A 15,821-nucleotide genomic window follows, 5' to 3' on the forward strand; every position below is an offset into this window, starting at 1 on the left:
CTTGCTACTTACGGACCAAAGTGTTATCCCGCCGCGCTTCCAGAAGGTTCGTGGTCCGGGAAGAAGGTTGACGCTTGCCGAAGGATGATTCCATCGAAGTCGAGGGGACCGTTATGGAGCCCCTACCGAACGCGATGTTCCGCGTGGTGCTGGACAACGGCCACAAGGTCCTCGCGCACATCTCGGGCAAGATGCGGATGCACTTCATCCGTATCCTCCCGGGCGACAAGGTGAAGGTCGAGTTGTCGCCGTATGACCTGACCCGTGGACGGATCACGTACCGGGCCAAGTAATTCGGGCCGGCCGCCTGTGCGGTCCGGCTGTTGTGCTTTTCTCCGCTGAAGGAAGGAAGTTCGCTCCATGAAGGTTCGGGCGTCCGTCAAGAAGATCTGCGACAAGTGCAAGGTTGTCCGCCGTAAGGGTATCGTGCGCGTCATTTGCGCTTCCAACCCCCGGCACAAGCAGCGCCAGGGCTGAGAGTCCCCAGGGACTCTCTAAGCCTCAGACCAACTCCACAACGAAGGAAGACCGAAGATGGCTCGTATCGCCGGCATCGATCTGCCGCCCAACAAGCGTGCGGTGATCTCGCTCCAGTACATCTACGGGATCGGTAACAAGACCGCGCACGACATCATCGAGGCGGCGGGCATCGATCTCACCACCCGGACCAAGGACCTCACCGAGGACCAGGCTCGAAAGATCCGCGAGATCATCGAGGCCAACTACAAGGTCGAGGGTGACCTCCGGCGCGAAGTGACCATGAACATCAAGCGGTTGATGGACCTGGGTTGCTACCGGGGCCTGCGTCACCGCAAGGGTCTTCCGGTCCGCGGTCAGCGCACCCACACCAACGCGCGTACCCGCAAGGGTCCCAAGCGCGGCATCGTTCGCGCGAAGCCGGCCGCTCCGGCCCGCTAAACCCTCTGGCGCCCGCCGCCTCATCGCTGAGGCGCGGGCGTTGATCACCTACTCCCAGGAGCAGCGATTCACATGGCTGACGAGATCAATACCGCCGCGGCGCCGGCCGGTGCCGAGGGTGGCGAGACCCCTGCGGCGAAGAAGAACAAGCGCAAGGGCAAGAAGAACATCCTCAACGGCGTGGTCCACATCCAGTCCACGTTCAACAACACCATCATCACGATCACGGACGTGTCCGGGAACGTGATCTCCTGGTCGTCGGCCGGGGCGCGCGGCTTCAAGGGCAGCCGCAAGTCCACGCCGTTCGCGGCGCAGGTGGCCGCTGGCGACGCCGCGGCGAAGGCGATGGAGCACGGCCTGAAGACCGTGACGGTGTTCGTGAAGGGCCCGGGCGCGGGCCGTGAGTCGGCCCTGCGCGCGCTGGCCGCCGCCGGTCTGAAGATCAGCCTCATCCGCGACGTGACGCCCATCCCGCACAACGGCTGCCGTCAGCCCAAGCGCCGCCGCGTCTAATCACCGCTTCGGGCCGGGGCCCCGCGTCTTCGCGGGCCCGGCTCCAGACCATCTGCAAGGAGAGTTTCCGTGGCTCGTTATACCGCGAGCGCCTGCCGTATCTGCCGGCGCGAGAACCTGAAGATGTACCTCAAGGGCGACCGTTGCTACACGGACAAGTGCGCCATCGAGCGCCGCCCCTATCCCCCCGGTCAGCACGGCCAGGGCCGCGTGAAGTTCTCCGGCTACGGCGTGCAGCTGCGCGAGAAGCAGAAGGTCAAGCGCATGTACGGCCTGCTCGAGAACCAGTTCCGCGGGTACTACCACCGCGCGTCCGCGGCCAAGGGCAAGACGGGTGAGAACCTGCTGCAGCAGCTGGAGCTCCGCCTGGACAACGTGGTGTTCCGCATGGGTTTCGCGGACACGCGCAACGAGGCGCGCCAGCTGGTGCGTCACGGTCACTTCCAGGTCAACGGTCGCCGGGTGAACATCCCGTCGTTCTCCGTGAAGCCGGGCAGCGCCGTGGAAGTGGTGGAGAAGAGCCGCAAGGTGCTGCGCATCTCCGAGGCGCTGGAGACCGTGGATCGCCGTGGCGTTCCGCAGTGGATCGACCTGGACAAGAAGGCGTTCAAGGGCACGGTGAAGACGGTCCCGAACCGCGAGGACCTGACCATGCCGATCCAGGAGCAGCTGATCGTCGAGTTGTACTCGAAGTAGTCCTGGGTGCCGGGCCCGCTTCGCGCGGGCTCCTCCCGCAGTGGACGCCCTGGCCGACGAGGCCGGGGCGTCGTTGCTTTGTCGTCTGGAGGGCGCGTCCTGCGCGCACCGGGCGGCGGTGTTACGCAGTTCCCCGCGTGCCCGTCCTCCCGCCACTTTGGCGGGGATGTGGGTGATGGCGCACGCTCCGAGGAGCAGTCCCCATGGCCGACACGTTTGTTGCGAAGAACTGGCGCGACCTCATCAAGCCGCGCCGCATGGAAGTGGACCAGGACTCGCTGAGCCCCACGTACGGCAAGTTCGTGGCGGAGCCGCTGGAGCGCGGCTTCGGGACGACGCTGGGCAACTCGCTGCGGCGGGTGCTGCTGTCGTCGCTGCAGGGCGCGGCCATCACCTCCGTGAAGATTGAAGGCGTGGACCACGAGTTCACGACCATCCCCGAGGTGGCCGAGGACGTCACGGACGTCGTGTTGAACCTGAAGGAGGTCCTCCTCCGGATGCACACGAACGAGACGAAGACGCTTCGCATCGAGGTGGAAGGGCCCAAGGAAGTGAAGGCGGGCGACCTCATCGCGGACCAGGACGTGGAGATCCTCAACCCGGGTCACCACATCTGCACCGTGTCCGAGGGCGGCAAGGTGCGCATGGAGCTGACGTGCCGCCGCGGCCGGGGCTACGTGCCGGCGTCCACCAACAAGGTGGCGGGCGCGCCCATCGGGACCATCCCCATCGACTCGCTGTTCTCGCCCATCCGCAAGGTGAACTACCAGGTCACCAACGCGCGCGTCGGCCAGGTCACGGACTTCGACAAGCTGTCGCTCGAGGTCTGGACGGACGGCTCCGTGGTGCCGCAGGACGCGGTGGCGTACGCGGCGAAGATCATCAAGGAGCAGCTCACGGTGTTCGTGAACTTCGACGAGACCGAGGAGCCGGTCGTCGCCGAGGCGCCGAAGGAAGAGGCGAAGCTCAACGAGAACCTGTTCCGTTCGGTGGACGAGCTGGAGCTGTCGGTGCGTTCGGCCAACTGCCTGCAGCAGGCGAACATCAAGTCCATCGGTGACCTGGTTCAGCGCACCGAGGCGGAGATGCTCAAGACGAAGAACTTCGGCCGCAAGTCCTTGAAGGAGATCAAGGAGATCCTCGCGGAGATGGGGCTCTCGCTGGGCATGAAGCTGGAGAACTGGCCGCCGAAGAACGCGCCGGCTCCCGCCGCGCCGAAGGCCTAGCCTTCCCGTTGTCCCCGCAGCACCTGCCTCGCATCCCACCGACACGGCTTCACGGTGGCGCGAGGCAGGGGGCCCTGGTACACAGGGCCCGATTCAACGGCGGCCCCTGGTGTCGGGGCCGTCCTTCCCACCCGGTACCTGATACGGCCGGAGTGGTGGGGTTCTCATCAGAGGCCCCGGAGCACGCGCATGCGCCACAAGGTCGGACAAAGGAAGCTGCACCGCACCACGAGCCACCGGCTCGCGATGCTCAACAACATGGTCACGTCGCTCCTGGAGCACGGGGCCATCCGCACCACCGTTCCCAAGGCGAAGGAAGTCCGTCCGCTGGCGGAGCGCATCATCACGCTGGCCAAGCGCGGTGGGCTGTCCAACGTGCGCCTTGCTGCTCGCACCGTGAAGGACCGCACGGTCCTCCAGAAGGTGTTCAGCGAGTACAAGGAGCGTTACGCCGCCCGTCCGGGTGGCTACACCCGCATCGTGCGCCTGGGCTTCCGTCGGGGCGACGCCGCGGAGATGGCCCTCATCGAGCTGGTGGATCGGCCCGCGAAGGCTCCGGCCGCCGCTGAGACCGAGGCTCCCGCCGAGGCGAAGTCCGAGGGTTGAGCCGTTCCCCTGAGCGGGCCTCTCCTGTGGGGGAGGCCCGGTCGGGCTGAAGCAGCACCCAGGGCGCCTTCCCGCAGGGGATGGCGCCCTTCGTGTTTCCTGGGGCCGCAGGAGGCCCCTAGGTGGAAGCCGGGGCTACTTCTTCGGCGCGAGCAGCCGCTGCCACTCCTCCTGGAGGGAGGGCGTGAGGTCGGCGTTGTCGCTTGGGCTTCGCATCTTCAGCGACTGGAAGCGCAGGTCCGCCGGCGCGGTGACGCCGTCCGCGCCCAGCAGCTGCTTGGGGGTGATGGTGACGAAGTTCCCCGGCTGCACCTCCGCCACCGCCGCCCGGTACTGCTCGTTCACGATGATGGTGACGTCGCGCCAGACGTCCTTGCTCTCGTTCCAGATGGTCACGGAGGGCCGGTCCAGCTTGTCGCTGAGCACCAGGCGCGCGTCCATGTCACCTGTCTCCAGCGAGCGTCCGGGACATGCGATGGCGAAACTGGCGACGGACAGCACCACCCAGCCCGCGACGATGCCGGCCTTGTACTTGAAGAAGCGGTTGCTCGCGCGGAAGTCCGCCAGCTGCTCCTTGAGGATGGAGAAGGTGTTGAGCAGGACGTTGGAGGTCTCCGCCGCGACGCGCTTGCCCAGCGGGCCCTCCACCTTCGGCTTCTCCAAGGGGGCCGTGCGCGCGGCGCTCACGGCGCGCATGCCAGAACTCGTGGCCGCGCGGGGCTGGGGGCCGGGATTGGACGGCGCCCTGGGCTGCGAGGTGCTCGGGGGGGCGGGTTTGCGTGCGTCGCTCATCGGAAGCGGAGTGTAGAAGGCGCGGTGCTCCGGTGGCTACTGGCCCTTGAGGACCTGCAGCGCCTTGCTGGCCACCGCGTTGTCGGGCTGGGTCTCCAGCACCTTGCCCAGCCAGCGCTCCGCCTCGTTCGCGGCCTTCTGGCGCTCCTCGGGGCGGCGGGCCTTCTGGGCCTCGTCGGTGTAGAGCAGACCCAGGCGGAGGGCGAACTCGGTGTTCTCCGGGTCCTTCTCCGCCACGATCTTCAGCTCCCGCTGCGCGGCCGCGAAGTCACCTTCCAGCTGGTAAACGAGCGACAGCTTGCCCCGGGCGGGCGCCGAGTCCGGCTGCAGCGTCACCGCCACCCGGAAGGCGTCCTTCGCGGTGGCCAGCTCGCGGGCGTCGAGGCGCAGGTCACCCAGGCGGAACCAGGCGAGATCCAACAGCGGGTTGAGCGCCACGGCCTTCTCGAAGGCGGCGCGCGCCGCGTCCGTGCGCTGGCGCGACATGTACAGCTCGCCCAGGTAGAGCTGGTTCTTGCCGTCCCGGGGGGCGCGTTCGATGGCCTGCTTGAACTCGTCCACGGCGCGGCCGGCGTCGTCCAGGCGCTGGTAGGCCAGCCCCAGCAGGGCGTGCACCACCGCCAGGTCCGGGTAGTCGTGGAGGATCTCCTCGAAGGCGATGAGCGCATGCTGGGGCGCGTCCAGCTCGTGCAGGTAGCGCATGCCCTCCTCGAGCTTCGCGCTCGCCACCTTGGGGAAGTCCTGGAAGGGGTCCGCCAGCTGGTTCATCAGCGCGCGCGCGGTAGCGACCTCCCCCTGGGTGGGGTTGCCGCGCACGACGGTGCCCAGGGCCTCCACGGCGCCCGGTGCATCTCCGGTGCGGGCCAGGGCCTTGGCGAGCGGCAGCCTCCATCCCGCGCGCTCCGGGGCCAGCTCCGCGGCCTTGCGCAGCGGGCCCAGCGCGGCGGCGTACTGCTCCGACTCCAGGCGCGCGACGCCCAGCCGGTAGTGGAACTCAGCGGTGGTGGGGGACATGACGATGGCGCGCTCGAAGGCCGCCACCGTGGGGGCGCCCGCGTCCCGTGCCCTCGAGAAGAGCGTCAGGCCCAGCATGTACTGGTCCACCGCCCGCTCGTTCTTGGCGATGGCCTGGCGCAGCTCCTCCGTCCAGGCGTCCGCGTGGCCCGCCTTCACCTGGGCCTCCGTGAGGGCCCGGGCCACGTCCACGTCGTCCGGCGTCCGCGCGTGCAGCTGCCTCAGGAGCGTCACCGCCTCCTCCGGCTGGTTCCCATCCAGGTAGGCGCGGGCCTGGGCCTGGGGCGACAGCGCGGGGGCCGAGGCGTTGCCGTGGCCGCAGCCAGTGGCGAGCAGTCCCAGTCCGAGCCCCAGGAGGACGGCGGAGGCGCGGCGGAGCTTGGGGAGGCGCTTCAGGGGCGGCGTCAGCAGGGGCACGGGGAGCTCAGGAGGCCTTGGAGGAGATGGAGGCGTCGTGCCGCGCGGCGCCCTCGCGGTGGGGCGCGGCGACGGCCAGGTCCGGGTCGCCGCCCTTGCCGCCCAGGGAGAGGCTGTCGGCGAGGATCTGCGCGCGGACGGCGCGAGCCAGGCCCTCCCGGTCATTGTCCGCGAAGCCGGTGGTGTCGATGGGGCGGCCAATCTTCACGCGCACCGGGCCCGGCCTGATGTTCCACGAGTTCTTGGGCATGACGGTGGAGGTGCCCTCGATGGTGACGGGGCAGATGGGGACCCGCGCCTTGAGCGCGAGCGCGAAGGGGCCCTTCTTGAAGGGCAGCACGCTGCCGTCCTCGGAGCGCGTGCCCTCCGGGTACAGGAAGATGCTGGTGCCCGAGCGGATCTTCCGGGCGGCTTTCTCCAGCGAGGCGATGGCGGAGGAGCGGTCCCCTCGGTCGATGAAGATGTGGCCCGCCAGCCAGAGATACCAGCCGATGAGGGGCACGAAGCGCAGCTGGCTCTTGGCGACGAAGCGGAAGTCCACCGCCACGGCCACGAAGTGCGCCGGGATGTCCAGCGTGGACTGGTGGTTGCCCACGTAGATGGTGGGCCGCTTCGGATCCACGTTCTCCCCGCCGATGACCTCCAGCTGCGCGCCACCGGCCCACAACAGGACGGGCGACCAGAGCGTCCGGACGACCCACACGGAGCGCGAGGAGTTGAGCGTCACCAGCATGGCGAGGATGGCGAGGGGGAAACAGACCGCCGACCACACCGTGACCACGACAATGCACCACAGCTTGCGCAGCATGCGTCGCCTTTCCTCCTACCGGGGGGCTCGAGCGCCGGACAGGCCCCGGGGGTGCCTCCCACCGGTCGGGCAGCAGCCAGGCAGCGCGGCGACGGCGGCGGCGCGGGCTCCTGGACGTGCGGACCGGGGCGGGGGCATGCACTTTATCTACCATGGCTCCCCTCGCCATTGTTTCTGGTGAATGCCGCTCGCTGGGGTTACAAGCAAGGGTGGCGTGGCCAGGAAAAAGTTCATCGCCATCGCGGGCAACATCGGGGCCGGAAAGACGGAGCTCACGTCCTTCCTGTGCCGGAAGTACGGCCTCACGCCGTCCTTCGAGCCCAATGACCAGAACCCCTATCTCGCGGATTTCTACAAGGACATGAAGACGTGGGCGTTCCGCTCGCAGCTCTTCTTCCTGACGCACAAGTTCCGCCTGCAGCGGGAACTGGAGCGCACGCCGGGCACGGTGCTCCAGGATCGCACGCTCTACGAGGACGCGGAGATCTTCGCCAAGAACCTCCACCGGCAGCGGCTCATCGACAAGCGCGACTGGGGGACCTACTGGGAGCTGTATCAGACCCTGTCCCAGTCGCTCACGCCGCCGGACCTGATGATCTACCTGCGGTGTCCGGTGGCCACGCTCAAGGAGCGCATCCGCCTGCGGGGCCGGTCCATGGAGAAGGACATCCCGACCGCGTACCTCAAGCGCCTCAACGCCCTCTACGAGGAGTGGTTCGAGGGCTACTCGCTGTCGCCGGTGCTGGTGCTGGGGACGGACAAGCTGGACTACCTCACCAACCTGGTGGACCGCGTGGACCTGTTCCGGCAGATCGAGAAGCACCTGTGAAGGAGGTCTACGTCCTGGCCACCGAGCCGCCGGAGCCGCCATCGCTGGAGACCCTGCGGGCGGCGTTCGCGACGGACGAGGTGGAGTTCGTGCCGCACGAGGGCGCCTGGGGCTTCACCGTGCGCGCGGATGGTTCGGAAGTGAAGGTGGTGCTCAAGCCCCTGAGCGACGGCCGTCCGCGCGTGAACCCGGAGCTGTTCAGCGGCAGCCCGGAGGCCTTCGCGCGCGTGGAGAAGGCCCAGGCCTGCTACGCCTTCCTGCTGGAGCCGGGGGGCACGCAGCCCACGCTGCCCGTCTTCGAGGCGCTGTGGACCGTGCGCACGCTGATGGAGCAGACGCAGGGCGTGCTCGTGGACGTGACGGCGTTCAAGCTGCACGAACCCGAGGACGTGGTCGAAATCACCGAGCTGGACTTCGACATCCGCGACCACGTGCACCTGCACGCGATTGAACTGGCCGAGGGTGAGACTCCACTGTGGGTGCACTCGCACGGCATGGAGAAGTTCGGCGCACGCGACGTGGAGATCTTCCACCTGGGCGAGGGCGACCTGCTGGCCGCGGAGAGCTTCCTTCACGAGCTGTGCACGGACCTGGCGTTCGCGCAGGGGCCGGCGCTGCGCGCGGAGGTGTCCACCAGCGAGGGTCAGAGCTTCACGCTGGTGCCGTCCGAGGAGGCTCGCGCCAACCTGCTGGGCGTGCCGCTGGACGCCTTCGAGGGCCACGAGGGGCTGTTCCTCACCGTGGTGTCGCCGCTGGGGCGGCACAACACGGCGGAGTTGCTGGCGACGTACCGGGAGCGGTTCGCCAAGGAGCCCGCGGAGCAGACCCAGGCCATGCACGAGGAGGCGCAGGCGCTGCTGCCGGCGTTCCTGGCGCGCTTCCAGCGCAAGGGGTTGATGGAGCCCCTGACGTTCCTGGTGCGCGCCCCCTTCGAGACGCACCCGGAGGGCGAGGTGGTGGTGGAGAACCTGTGGCTGGAGGCGGTGGCCCGGGATGAGGGATCCGTGGTGGGCCGCCTGGTCGATGGCGCGGTGCACACCACGGAGTGGCGCAAGGGCGCCCACGTGGAGGTCGAGGAGAAGCAGATCAACGCCCTGGCCATCGCCCGGGAAGGCCGCGCGCTCAACGAAGGCGAGCTGCGGGCCCTGCTGACCGCCGAACGCCCCATGTAGCCGCCCGCGTCTTGCGGGCGCCCCGAGGGGCGCTGCTAGGCTTGCGGTCCGCATGCCGGCACTCCTGCTGCTCACGGGCCCGTCCGCGGGGCGCCGGTACGACGTCGTCTCTCAGCTGACCCTCGGGCGCAGCCCCTCGTGTGACATCCCGCTGGAAGACGACCAGGTGTCGCGCCGGCACGCGCAGGTGTTCCTGGACACGCTCGCGGGGCAGGTGCGGCTGCGCGACCTGGGCTCCACCAACGGCACGCTGCTCAACGGCCAGCGGCTGGCGCTCCAGGAAGAGGCGGTGCTGCGGCCGGGCGACCGGATGCGCGTGGGCGGCACCATCGCGGTGTTCGAGCCGCCGCCGGTGTCCATCGTCGACGAGCCCTCCGGCGCGTCCGCCCAGGAGCCACCGGGACACGTCCCCATCGAAGAGGTGCTGCCGCACGTGGGCGCGGCCGCGGCGATGTACTCGGCGGGGACGGCGTTGCTGGGGGCCACCAGCGAGGCGATGGTGCTTCGGCGCCTGGCGGAGGAGACCGCGCACGCGCTCAACGCGGATCGCTCCGCGGCGCTGTTGAGCGGACCGGAGGGGCTGCGCACGGCGGCGGTGTCCGGGGCCGCGTCCGTGGAGGTGCCTCGCGCGCTGTTGCAGGTCGCGCTGGAGCGCAAGGAGCTGGGACGCACGGACACGGCGATGTGCTCGCCGCTGGTGGCGTCGGGTGGCATGCCCTTCGGCGTGCTGTACGTGGAGCGCGAGGAGTCGCCGTTCACCGAGGGCGAGGGCCAGCTGCTCGCGTCGCTGGGGCGCCTGGGAGGCGAGGCCTATACGGCGGTGCGCTCGCGTGGCGAGGCGGAGGCCACGGAGCTCCCGTGGGTGGCGCCGCTGGGCACCTCCCGCGGGTTTCGCGGCGTGCTGGACGAGGCGCGGCGGGCGGCGGGCAGTGCCGCGCCGGTGGTCCTCCATGGCGAGCCGGGGACGGGCAAGGCGCTGCTGTCGCACCATCTCCATGGCCGTTCACCGCGCGCGCTGGGGCCCTGGGTGGTGGTGGAGTGCCGCCAGCCCCTGGAGGCGGTGGAGGTGGCGCTCTTCGGCCGCGCCGGGGCGCCCGGACAGCCTCCAGTGACGTCCGCGGTGCTGCGCGCGGATGCGGGCACGCTGCTCTTGCGCCACGTCGATGCACTCCCGAAGCCCGCGGCGGAGCGGCTGGCGCGGATGCTCGCTCGGCGTGCGGCGCCGGCCCGGCAGGGAGGCGAGGAGCCCGTGGATGTGCGGATCGTCGCGACCAGCGCCGCGCCGGTGTCCCGGCTGATGGCTCGAGGGGAGTTCGACGCCGCGCTCGCGCGGGGGCTCGCGGGCTTCGAGATGGAGGTTCCTCCGTTGCGCGAGCGCCGGGGCGATGTGCCGGTGTTGCTGGAGCACTTCGCGTTGCGTGGCGCCCGGCAATGCGGGCGGGAGGCGCCGGTGCTGGGACCGGAGGCCCGGCGTCTGCTGGCGGAGTACCCGTGGCCGCAGAACGTGCGCGAGCTGGAGCTGGTCGCGGAGCGGCTGGGGCGCGTCTACGCGGCGGGGCACGTGGGCATCCCGCAGCTTCCGCCGGAGGTCCGCGAGGGCGCGGTGGGGCGGGCGCCGCGCACGCTGCAGGAGCAGGTGGCCCGGCTGGAGCGCGACGCCATCGCGGAGGCGCTGCGCGAGTCCGGCTGGAAGAAGGTCCGCGCGGCGGAGCTCCTGGGCATCAGCCGGCCCACGCTCGACCGGAAGATGGAGGAGTACGGGCTGACGCTGGAGCGGGGGGGCCGAGGTTAGGCCTTGGTGATGGCCGCGTCCTTGCGGCGGCTGAGCAGCACGCCCGCGAGGATGAGCGCCGTTCCGAGCGCCTGGAGCAGGGTGGGGCGCTCGCCCCGGACGGCCCAGGCGGTGAGGGCCGCGACCACGGGGATGCCGGTGCCGTAGAGCGTCGTGCGGTTGGTGCCCACCTGCTGCACGCTGCGGAACCAGACGAAGTACGCGAGCACCAGCGGCACCAGCGCCGAATACACGAGCGCCAGCCAGCCCGCGGCGCTCACTCGGGATGCGTCCATCGCGATGACCTGGGAGGCCCCCGCCAGCACCACGCCCGGCGCTCCCGTGAGCATGGTGATGGCGGTGATGCGCAGCGGGGAGACCTCCGCGCCCACCGCTCGCGTCCCCACCGTGTAGATGGACCAGCAGAGCGAGCTTCCGACGATCAGCGCGTTGCCCGTCCACGTCGCCGCGCCCAGGTCCGGGCCCCGCGCTCCCACCACCAGCAGCGTCCCCACCACCGCGAGCGAGAGCCCGATCACGACCGGGCGCCGCAGCCGTTCGATGCCCAGCGCCGCGCCCAGGGCCGCCGTCACCACCGGGCTCACCGCGGTGAGCATGCCGCTGTTGGCCGCGGTCGTCCGCGCGAGGCCTTCGATGAAGCACAGCTGGTACAGCGTGTTGCCCACGAACCCCAGCGCGGTGAGTCGCAGGAACACCTTCCACGGCAGCGGCTTGTGACCCTCCACCGCCCAGAGCACTCCGCCCATCGCGAGCGCCGCGAGCGCGAAGCGCAACGCCATGAAGGCCCGGGGCGGCATGCCGTCCAGTGCGTCCTTCACGAGGGTGTAGTTCGTCCCCCAGATGACGACCACGGCGATCATCGCCAGGTCGGAGGCGGACAGGAGACGGGCAGGCGCTGCGACCGCGGGCGACGAGGTGCTCACGGCCGCGGGGCATAGGGCGGCGCGACTCCGGATGCAACCGGCGGGGCTGCAACGAAGGGAGAGGAGCCGGGCGGGCGCGGAGCTCCTGCCCCTGGCTCGGGCGGAGACCCCGGCGACGTTTCCCCACGCCCGCGCTTGTCCGGGCGCCCCGCCCATGGCGTAAATGCCTGCCCATGGACTTCCGCTATTCGGACGAGGTGCGGCGCGCGAAGGACTCCGGGCAGCCGCTGGTGGCGCTGGAGACGAGCGTCGTCGCGCAAGGCCTGCCGTACCCCAACAACCTGACCGCGGCTCGCGCCTGCGAGGAGGCGGTGCGCCGCGCGGGCGCCGTGCCCGCGCCCATCGCCGTCGTGGATGGCGAGGTGTGGATCGGCCTGGAGGACGCGACGCTGCGCCGGCTGGCCGAGGGCAAGGAGAAGCTGCTCAAGCTGGGCTCGCGCGACCTGGCCGTGGCGGTGGCCACGCGCGCCAGCGGCGGCACCACCGTGAGCGCCACCTGCGAGCTGGCCGCGGCGGCGGGCATCCGCGTCTTCTCCACGGGCGGCATCGGCGGCGTGCACCGCGGGGCCTCCGAGCACTGGGACATCTCCCAGGACATCGCCGCGCTGTCGCGCTACCCCGTCGCCGTGGTCTGCGCCGGCGCCAAGTCCGTGTTGGATCTGCCCAAGACCATGGAGCTGCTGGAGACGGCGGGTGTGCCCGTCATCGGCGTGGGCACCCACGAGCTCCCGTCCTTCTACAGCCGCGAGTCCGGCCTCTCGCTGGAGCACCGCGCGGATGACGCGGAGGCCGCCGCGCGCATCGCGCACGCTCGCTTCGAGACGCTGGGCCAGGGCGGAGTGCTCTACACCGTGCCGCCGCCGGTGGAGGCCGCGCTGCCGCGCAATGACGTGGAGCTGCACATCGCCTCGGCGCTCGCGGACGCGGAGCGGCAGGGCGTGCGTGGCAAGGCCGTGACGCCGTTCCTGCTGGGGGAGATGGCGAAGCGCACGGGCGGCAAGAGCCTCCAGACGAACCTGGCGCTGCTGGAGAACAACGCGCGCTTCGCGGGGGCGCTGGCCGTGGCCTACGCCCGGCTCGCGAAGCGCTGAGGTCCGAGCCCTGCTCAGGATGCGCGGTGCTGGAACCAGGTCATCAGGTCCTCCAGCGCCGCGCGGTCCACGTCGTCGAAGGTGTTCTTGTGCTCGGAGTCGATGTCGAGCACGGCGAGCAGCTCGCGGTCGCGGCCGTACACCGGCACGACGATCTCCGACGCGGAGCGGCCGTCGCAGGTGATGTGGCCCGGGAAGGCGTGCACGTCCGGCACCACCACCGTCTCACCCTTGGCGGCGGACGTGCCGCACACGCCCTTGCCGAAGGTGATCTCCAGGCACCCGAGCGTCCCCTGGTAGGGGCCCACGCGCAGCAGCTTTCCGGGCGTCACCACCCGGTAGAAGCCGGTCCACAGGTGGCCGAAGGCGTTGTGCAAGAGGCAGCTCATCGTCGCCATCGCGCAGATGTCGTCGTCCACGCCTTCGAGGATGGCGAGGGCGTGCGTTTTCAACTCGGCGTACGCGTCGGTCTTGGGCTGACCGCGCAGATCCAGGGTGACTTCCGCCATGATGGGGACCTCGGTGGGGATTTCCCGCCCCTTCTAACAACCCTGGTGCCGGATGGCACAGGAGGCTGTGTGGAACCGCTCGTCCTGGATTCGCGAACCCGCCTGCTCGTGCTCACCGGCGCCGGAGTCTCCGCTGAAAGCGGTGTCCCCACCTTCCGGGGCATGAACGGCCTGTGGGAGAACCACCCCGTGGAGGCGGTGGCGTCTCCCCAGGGCTTCGAGGCGAACCCCGCGCTCGTGTGGCGCTTCTATTCACAGCGCCGCTCGGGCGCGGCGGACGTGAAGCCCAACCCGGGTCACGACGCGCTGGTGCGCTGGGAGGCGCACCTGGGAGACCGCTTCCTGCTGGCCACCCAGAACGTGGACGGACTGCATACGCGCGCGGGCAGCCAGCGCGTGGTGGACATGCACGGCAACCTCTTCCGCACGAAGTGCGCGGACTGCCGGCGGGCGCCCTTCGCGGACACCACCGTGCATCCGTCGGGCACGGTGCCTGTGTGCGATAGCTGCGGTGGGCGCTTGCGGCCTGACATCGTCTGGTTCGGCGAGTCGCTGGCCTCCGCGGACCTGGAGCGCATCGGGGAGTTCATCACGCGCGCTGACGGCACCCGCCTGGTGTTCCTGGCCGCGGGCACCTCCGGCGCGGTGTGGCCCGCGGCGGGCATCGTGGACGAGGTGCGCGCCGCGCGAGGGGACACGTGGCTCGTCAACTACGAGTCCGCCGCCAACACGGAGCGCTTCCACCACTTCGTGCAGGGCCTGAGCGGCGAGGTGCTGCCCGCGCTGGCGAAGCTCTCCTGAGAAAGGCGCTTCGCCAGGCGCGGTGCCCGGGCCTACGGGCCTCGGAGGACGGTCAGCCCCTGGTTGGTGAGGACGAGCAGCATGCTCGGCGTCACGGTGGGCTCGTAGACGAGCTGCAGGACGCGTTGCCCGGCGACCTGCTTCACGGGGCTCAGCGTCGTGCCATCTGGCTCCAGCCGCCAGAGGCCCGCGCCATTCGTGCCGATGTAGAGCGCCCCATCGTCCGTCGCCTTGAGGGCCTGGATGTGATTCGTCGGCAGCCCCGCGAGCTTCGACCAGCTCCCTGTCGAGCGCGACTTCAGCGTCATCGCCCAGACGCCGAACTCCGCGCTCCCCAGGTAGTAGCGGCCGGAGGCGCTCTGCTCGAAGGCACGCCAGTAGTCATCGGAGGCCAGCCCGTTGATGAGCTCATTGAAGCTCTTGAACTTCCAGGGCGTGGGGCCCTCCCAGGTGTTCTCGCGGTCCCACTCCTCCAGCTTGGGGCTGGGCGCGAGGATCCCGACCATCTGCTCGTTCGCGACGAGGACGTCGCCATTCGGCGCGATGCCCAGTCCGTGCATCGGCGGGCATTGCAGCGATCCCCATTCCGAACCGTTCTCGTAGAGGTACCAGCCCGGGTGGCGGTGGCTGTTGTAGGTGAGCCCCTGGATGCGGGTCACGCCGTGGTTGGTCGTGATGTAGAGGTCCCCGCGATCCCGGCCGCGCGTCACCCGGGCGCAGCTGATGACGGTGCGGTCCTCCTCGTAGTGGAAGTCATTGGTGTTGTGGATGCCCAGCTGCCGGCCCGCGTTCGCCGCGCCGGTGGTGCGCCAGATGTGCTCCTCGAGCTTGACGGTCCCATCCGGCTGGAGGCGGACCGCATCGAGGTCTCCCTTCTGGTACTCGGCGAAGCGCTCCGGCGAGTAGCCCGCCTGGCCTGGACTGGGGATGTACGTGCGCTGCGTGATTCCCTCCGCGCGCTTCATCTCGTTGGCCAGGTAGCCCACGTAGGCGCGCCCGGCTTCGCCGCCGCAGATGACCGTCGAGTCGATGGCGAGCGAATCCGGGCCGAACGGCTTGCTCGCTTGACCGATGCCGCGGGTCCACGTGGGGGCGGAGTCGCCGGGGCGCAGGACGCCAATGCGGGTGCCGTCGAGCAGCCAGAGGTTCAGCCCTTCATCGAGCCCGACGCTCCTCGGCGTGCCAACGCCAAACGAGCGCGAGTAGTCGAGCACCGCATCCACGGGCCACGGCCCCGCATCGGCGGTGGCGCCGCCGTCGGGCGAGGACCCGCCGTCGGGCAAGTCGCCGGCATCGGGCGTCGTGCCCCCATCGTCCTCCGGTGGGAACGTGCCCCCATCCGGAGAGGAATCCGGAGGGGGAGGGGAGGGAACTTCGTTTCCATCGGAGGGAGGGGGCGCCGGGTCATCACCCGGCTCGATTGTCCGGTCCTGGTTGGTGCAACCCACTGACAACAAAGAGAGGACCGCCAGCCCCGCTCCCACCACGCCTATGCGAATGCCCATCCTGCGTTCCTCCGTTGGCGGAGGCTCATGGCAAATCCTGGGCCGGGCCCTCGCGTGCCGCACGTCGCGGAGCCAGGGGCCTCACTCCTCATGCCGTGGACTGTCAGCTGTGCTCGGGCCGTAGCGTCAGCGGCGGCGCGTGCTCGGCCCTTCTCGGGGCGCGGCATTGCTTCCCGGGACACAGGCGTGTCATCCGGGTCCCCCGCGCC

General features: G+C 70.0%; 18 protein-coding genes. 12 read left to right on the forward strand and 6 right to left on the reverse strand.

The annotated features are described in order from the left end of the window. Positions 1 to 74: 74 nt before the first annotated feature. The 7 genes from infA to rplQ all read left to right on the forward strand — a co-directional run bounded on the left by infA (position 75) and on the right by rplQ (position 3,959). A complete protein-coding gene (gene infA / locus FOF48_RS26610; RefSeq protein WP_002614803.1) occupies positions 75 to 293 on the forward strand; it encodes a translation initiation factor IF-1 in 219 nt (72 codons plus the stop codon). A 67-nt stretch (positions 294 to 360) separates the two neighbouring features. Further along, positions 361 to 477, forward strand: a complete 117-nt coding sequence (gene rpmJ / locus FOF48_RS26615) for a 50S ribosomal protein L36 (protein ID WP_002633586.1) — start codon at positions 361 to 363, stop codon at positions 475 to 477. Between the two features lie 57 nt (positions 478 to 534). After that, positions 535 to 918: a 30S ribosomal protein S13 gene (gene rpsM, locus FOF48_RS26620; RefSeq protein ID WP_014395883.1), complete on the forward strand. Its 384-nt coding sequence runs from the start codon at positions 535 to 537 to the stop codon at positions 916 to 918. 72 nt (positions 919 to 990) lie between these two features. Continuing rightward, positions 991 to 1,431, forward strand: coding sequence for a 30S ribosomal protein S11 (gene rpsK / locus FOF48_RS26625; RefSeq protein WP_120523531.1), 441 nt, complete (start codon positions 991 to 993; stop codon positions 1,429 to 1,431). 69 nt (positions 1,432 to 1,500) lie between these two features. Further along, complete coding sequence (rpsD, locus tag FOF48_RS26630; RefSeq protein ID WP_120523530.1) at positions 1,501 to 2,127, forward strand: 30S ribosomal protein S4; 627 nt, start codon at positions 1,501 to 1,503, stop codon at positions 2,125 to 2,127. A gap of 203 nt (positions 2,128 to 2,330) precedes the next feature. Then, the gene (locus FOF48_RS26635) at positions 2,331 to 3,353 is read left to right on the forward strand and encodes a DNA-directed RNA polymerase subunit alpha (protein WP_120523529.1); all 1,023 of its coding nucleotides are present in this window, start codon (positions 2,331 to 2,333) and stop codon (positions 3,351 to 3,353) included. A gap of 189 nt (positions 3,354 to 3,542) precedes the next feature. Then, positions 3,543 to 3,959, forward strand: a complete 417-nt coding sequence (gene rplQ, locus FOF48_RS26640) for a 50S ribosomal protein L17 (RefSeq protein ID WP_143905930.1) — start codon at positions 3,543 to 3,545, stop codon at positions 3,957 to 3,959. Between the two features lie 135 nt (positions 3,960 to 4,094). On the opposite strand, the gene FOF48_RS26645 is transcribed toward rplQ, so the two are convergent. The 3 genes from FOF48_RS26645 to FOF48_RS26655 all read right to left on the reverse strand — a co-directional run bounded on the left by FOF48_RS26645 (position 4,095) and on the right by FOF48_RS26655 (position 6,990). Continuing rightward, entirely contained in the window at positions 4,095 to 4,655 is a 561-nt protein-coding gene (locus FOF48_RS26645; RefSeq protein WP_235685959.1) for a hypothetical protein, read from the reverse strand. Between the two features lie 132 nt (positions 4,656 to 4,787). Next, complete coding sequence (locus FOF48_RS26650; protein WP_255442727.1) at positions 4,788 to 6,173, reverse strand: lipopolysaccharide assembly protein LapB; 1,386 nt, start codon at positions 6,171 to 6,173, stop codon at positions 4,788 to 4,790. 16 nt (positions 6,174 to 6,189) lie between these two features. Continuing rightward, a complete protein-coding gene (locus FOF48_RS26655) occupies positions 6,190 to 6,990 on the reverse strand; it encodes a 1-acyl-sn-glycerol-3-phosphate acyltransferase (RefSeq protein ID WP_186002081.1) in 801 nt (266 codons plus the stop codon). 214 nt (positions 6,991 to 7,204) lie between these two features. On the opposite strand from FOF48_RS26655, the gene FOF48_RS26660 reads away from it, so the two are divergent. The 3 genes from FOF48_RS26660 to FOF48_RS26670 are packed head-to-tail and all read left to right on the forward strand — an operon-like array spanning position 7,205 to position 10,783. Then, complete coding sequence (locus FOF48_RS26660; RefSeq protein ID WP_143905933.1) at positions 7,205 to 7,819, forward strand: deoxynucleoside kinase; 615 nt, start codon at positions 7,205 to 7,207, stop codon at positions 7,817 to 7,819. Continuing rightward, the gene (locus FOF48_RS26665; RefSeq protein ID WP_143905935.1) at positions 7,816 to 8,991 is read left to right on the forward strand and encodes a DUF2314 domain-containing protein; all 1,176 of its coding nucleotides are present in this window, start codon (positions 7,816 to 7,818) and stop codon (positions 8,989 to 8,991) included. Before FOF48_RS26660 ends, FOF48_RS26665 begins: the two co-directional genes overlap by 4 nt. 52 nt (positions 8,992 to 9,043) lie before the next feature. Beyond that, a complete protein-coding gene (locus FOF48_RS26670) occupies positions 9,044 to 10,783 on the forward strand; it encodes an FHA domain-containing protein (RefSeq protein ID WP_143905937.1) in 1,740 nt (579 codons plus the stop codon). Here the strand turns inward: FOF48_RS26670 and FOF48_RS26675 are convergent. Continuing rightward, positions 10,780 to 11,706, reverse strand: coding sequence for a DMT family transporter (locus FOF48_RS26675; protein WP_143905939.1), 927 nt, complete (start codon positions 11,704 to 11,706; stop codon positions 10,780 to 10,782). The two genes, FOF48_RS26670 and FOF48_RS26675, sit on opposite strands and share 4 nt — an antisense overlap. 173 nt (positions 11,707 to 11,879) lie before the next feature. On the opposite strand from FOF48_RS26675, the gene FOF48_RS26680 reads away from it, so the two are divergent. Further along, complete coding sequence (locus FOF48_RS26680) at positions 11,880 to 12,797, forward strand: pseudouridine-5'-phosphate glycosidase (RefSeq protein WP_143905941.1); 918 nt, start codon at positions 11,880 to 11,882, stop codon at positions 12,795 to 12,797. A gap of 14 nt (positions 12,798 to 12,811) precedes the next feature. Here FOF48_RS26680 and FOF48_RS26685 read toward each other — a convergent pair whose 3' ends face one another. Beyond that, the gene (locus tag FOF48_RS26685) at positions 12,812 to 13,306 is read right to left on the reverse strand and encodes a GAF domain-containing protein (RefSeq protein WP_143905943.1); all 495 of its coding nucleotides are present in this window, start codon (positions 13,304 to 13,306) and stop codon (positions 12,812 to 12,814) included. Positions 13,307 to 13,375: 69 nt separating this feature from the next. Here FOF48_RS26685 and FOF48_RS26690 point away from each other — a divergent pair, with 69 nt between their 5' ends. After that, positions 13,376 to 14,107 carry an NAD-dependent deacylase gene (locus FOF48_RS26690; protein ID WP_143905945.1) on the forward strand — a complete coding sequence of 244 codons (732 nt, stop codon included), beginning with the start codon at positions 13,376 to 13,378 and terminating at the stop codon, positions 14,105 to 14,107. Between the two features lie 32 nt (positions 14,108 to 14,139). On the opposite strand, the gene FOF48_RS26695 is transcribed toward FOF48_RS26690, so the two are convergent. Then, on the reverse strand, positions 14,140 to 15,390 hold the full coding sequence (locus FOF48_RS26695) for a hypothetical protein (RefSeq protein ID WP_235685958.1): 1,251 nt from the start codon (positions 15,388 to 15,390) through the stop codon (positions 14,140 to 14,142). Positions 15,391 to 15,821 lie beyond the last annotated feature (431 nt).

The sequence above is a fragment of the Corallococcus sp. Z5C101001 genome (assembly GCF_007352635.1).
GTDB lineage: Bacteria > Myxococcota > Myxococcia > Myxococcales > Myxococcaceae > Corallococcus > Corallococcus silvisoli.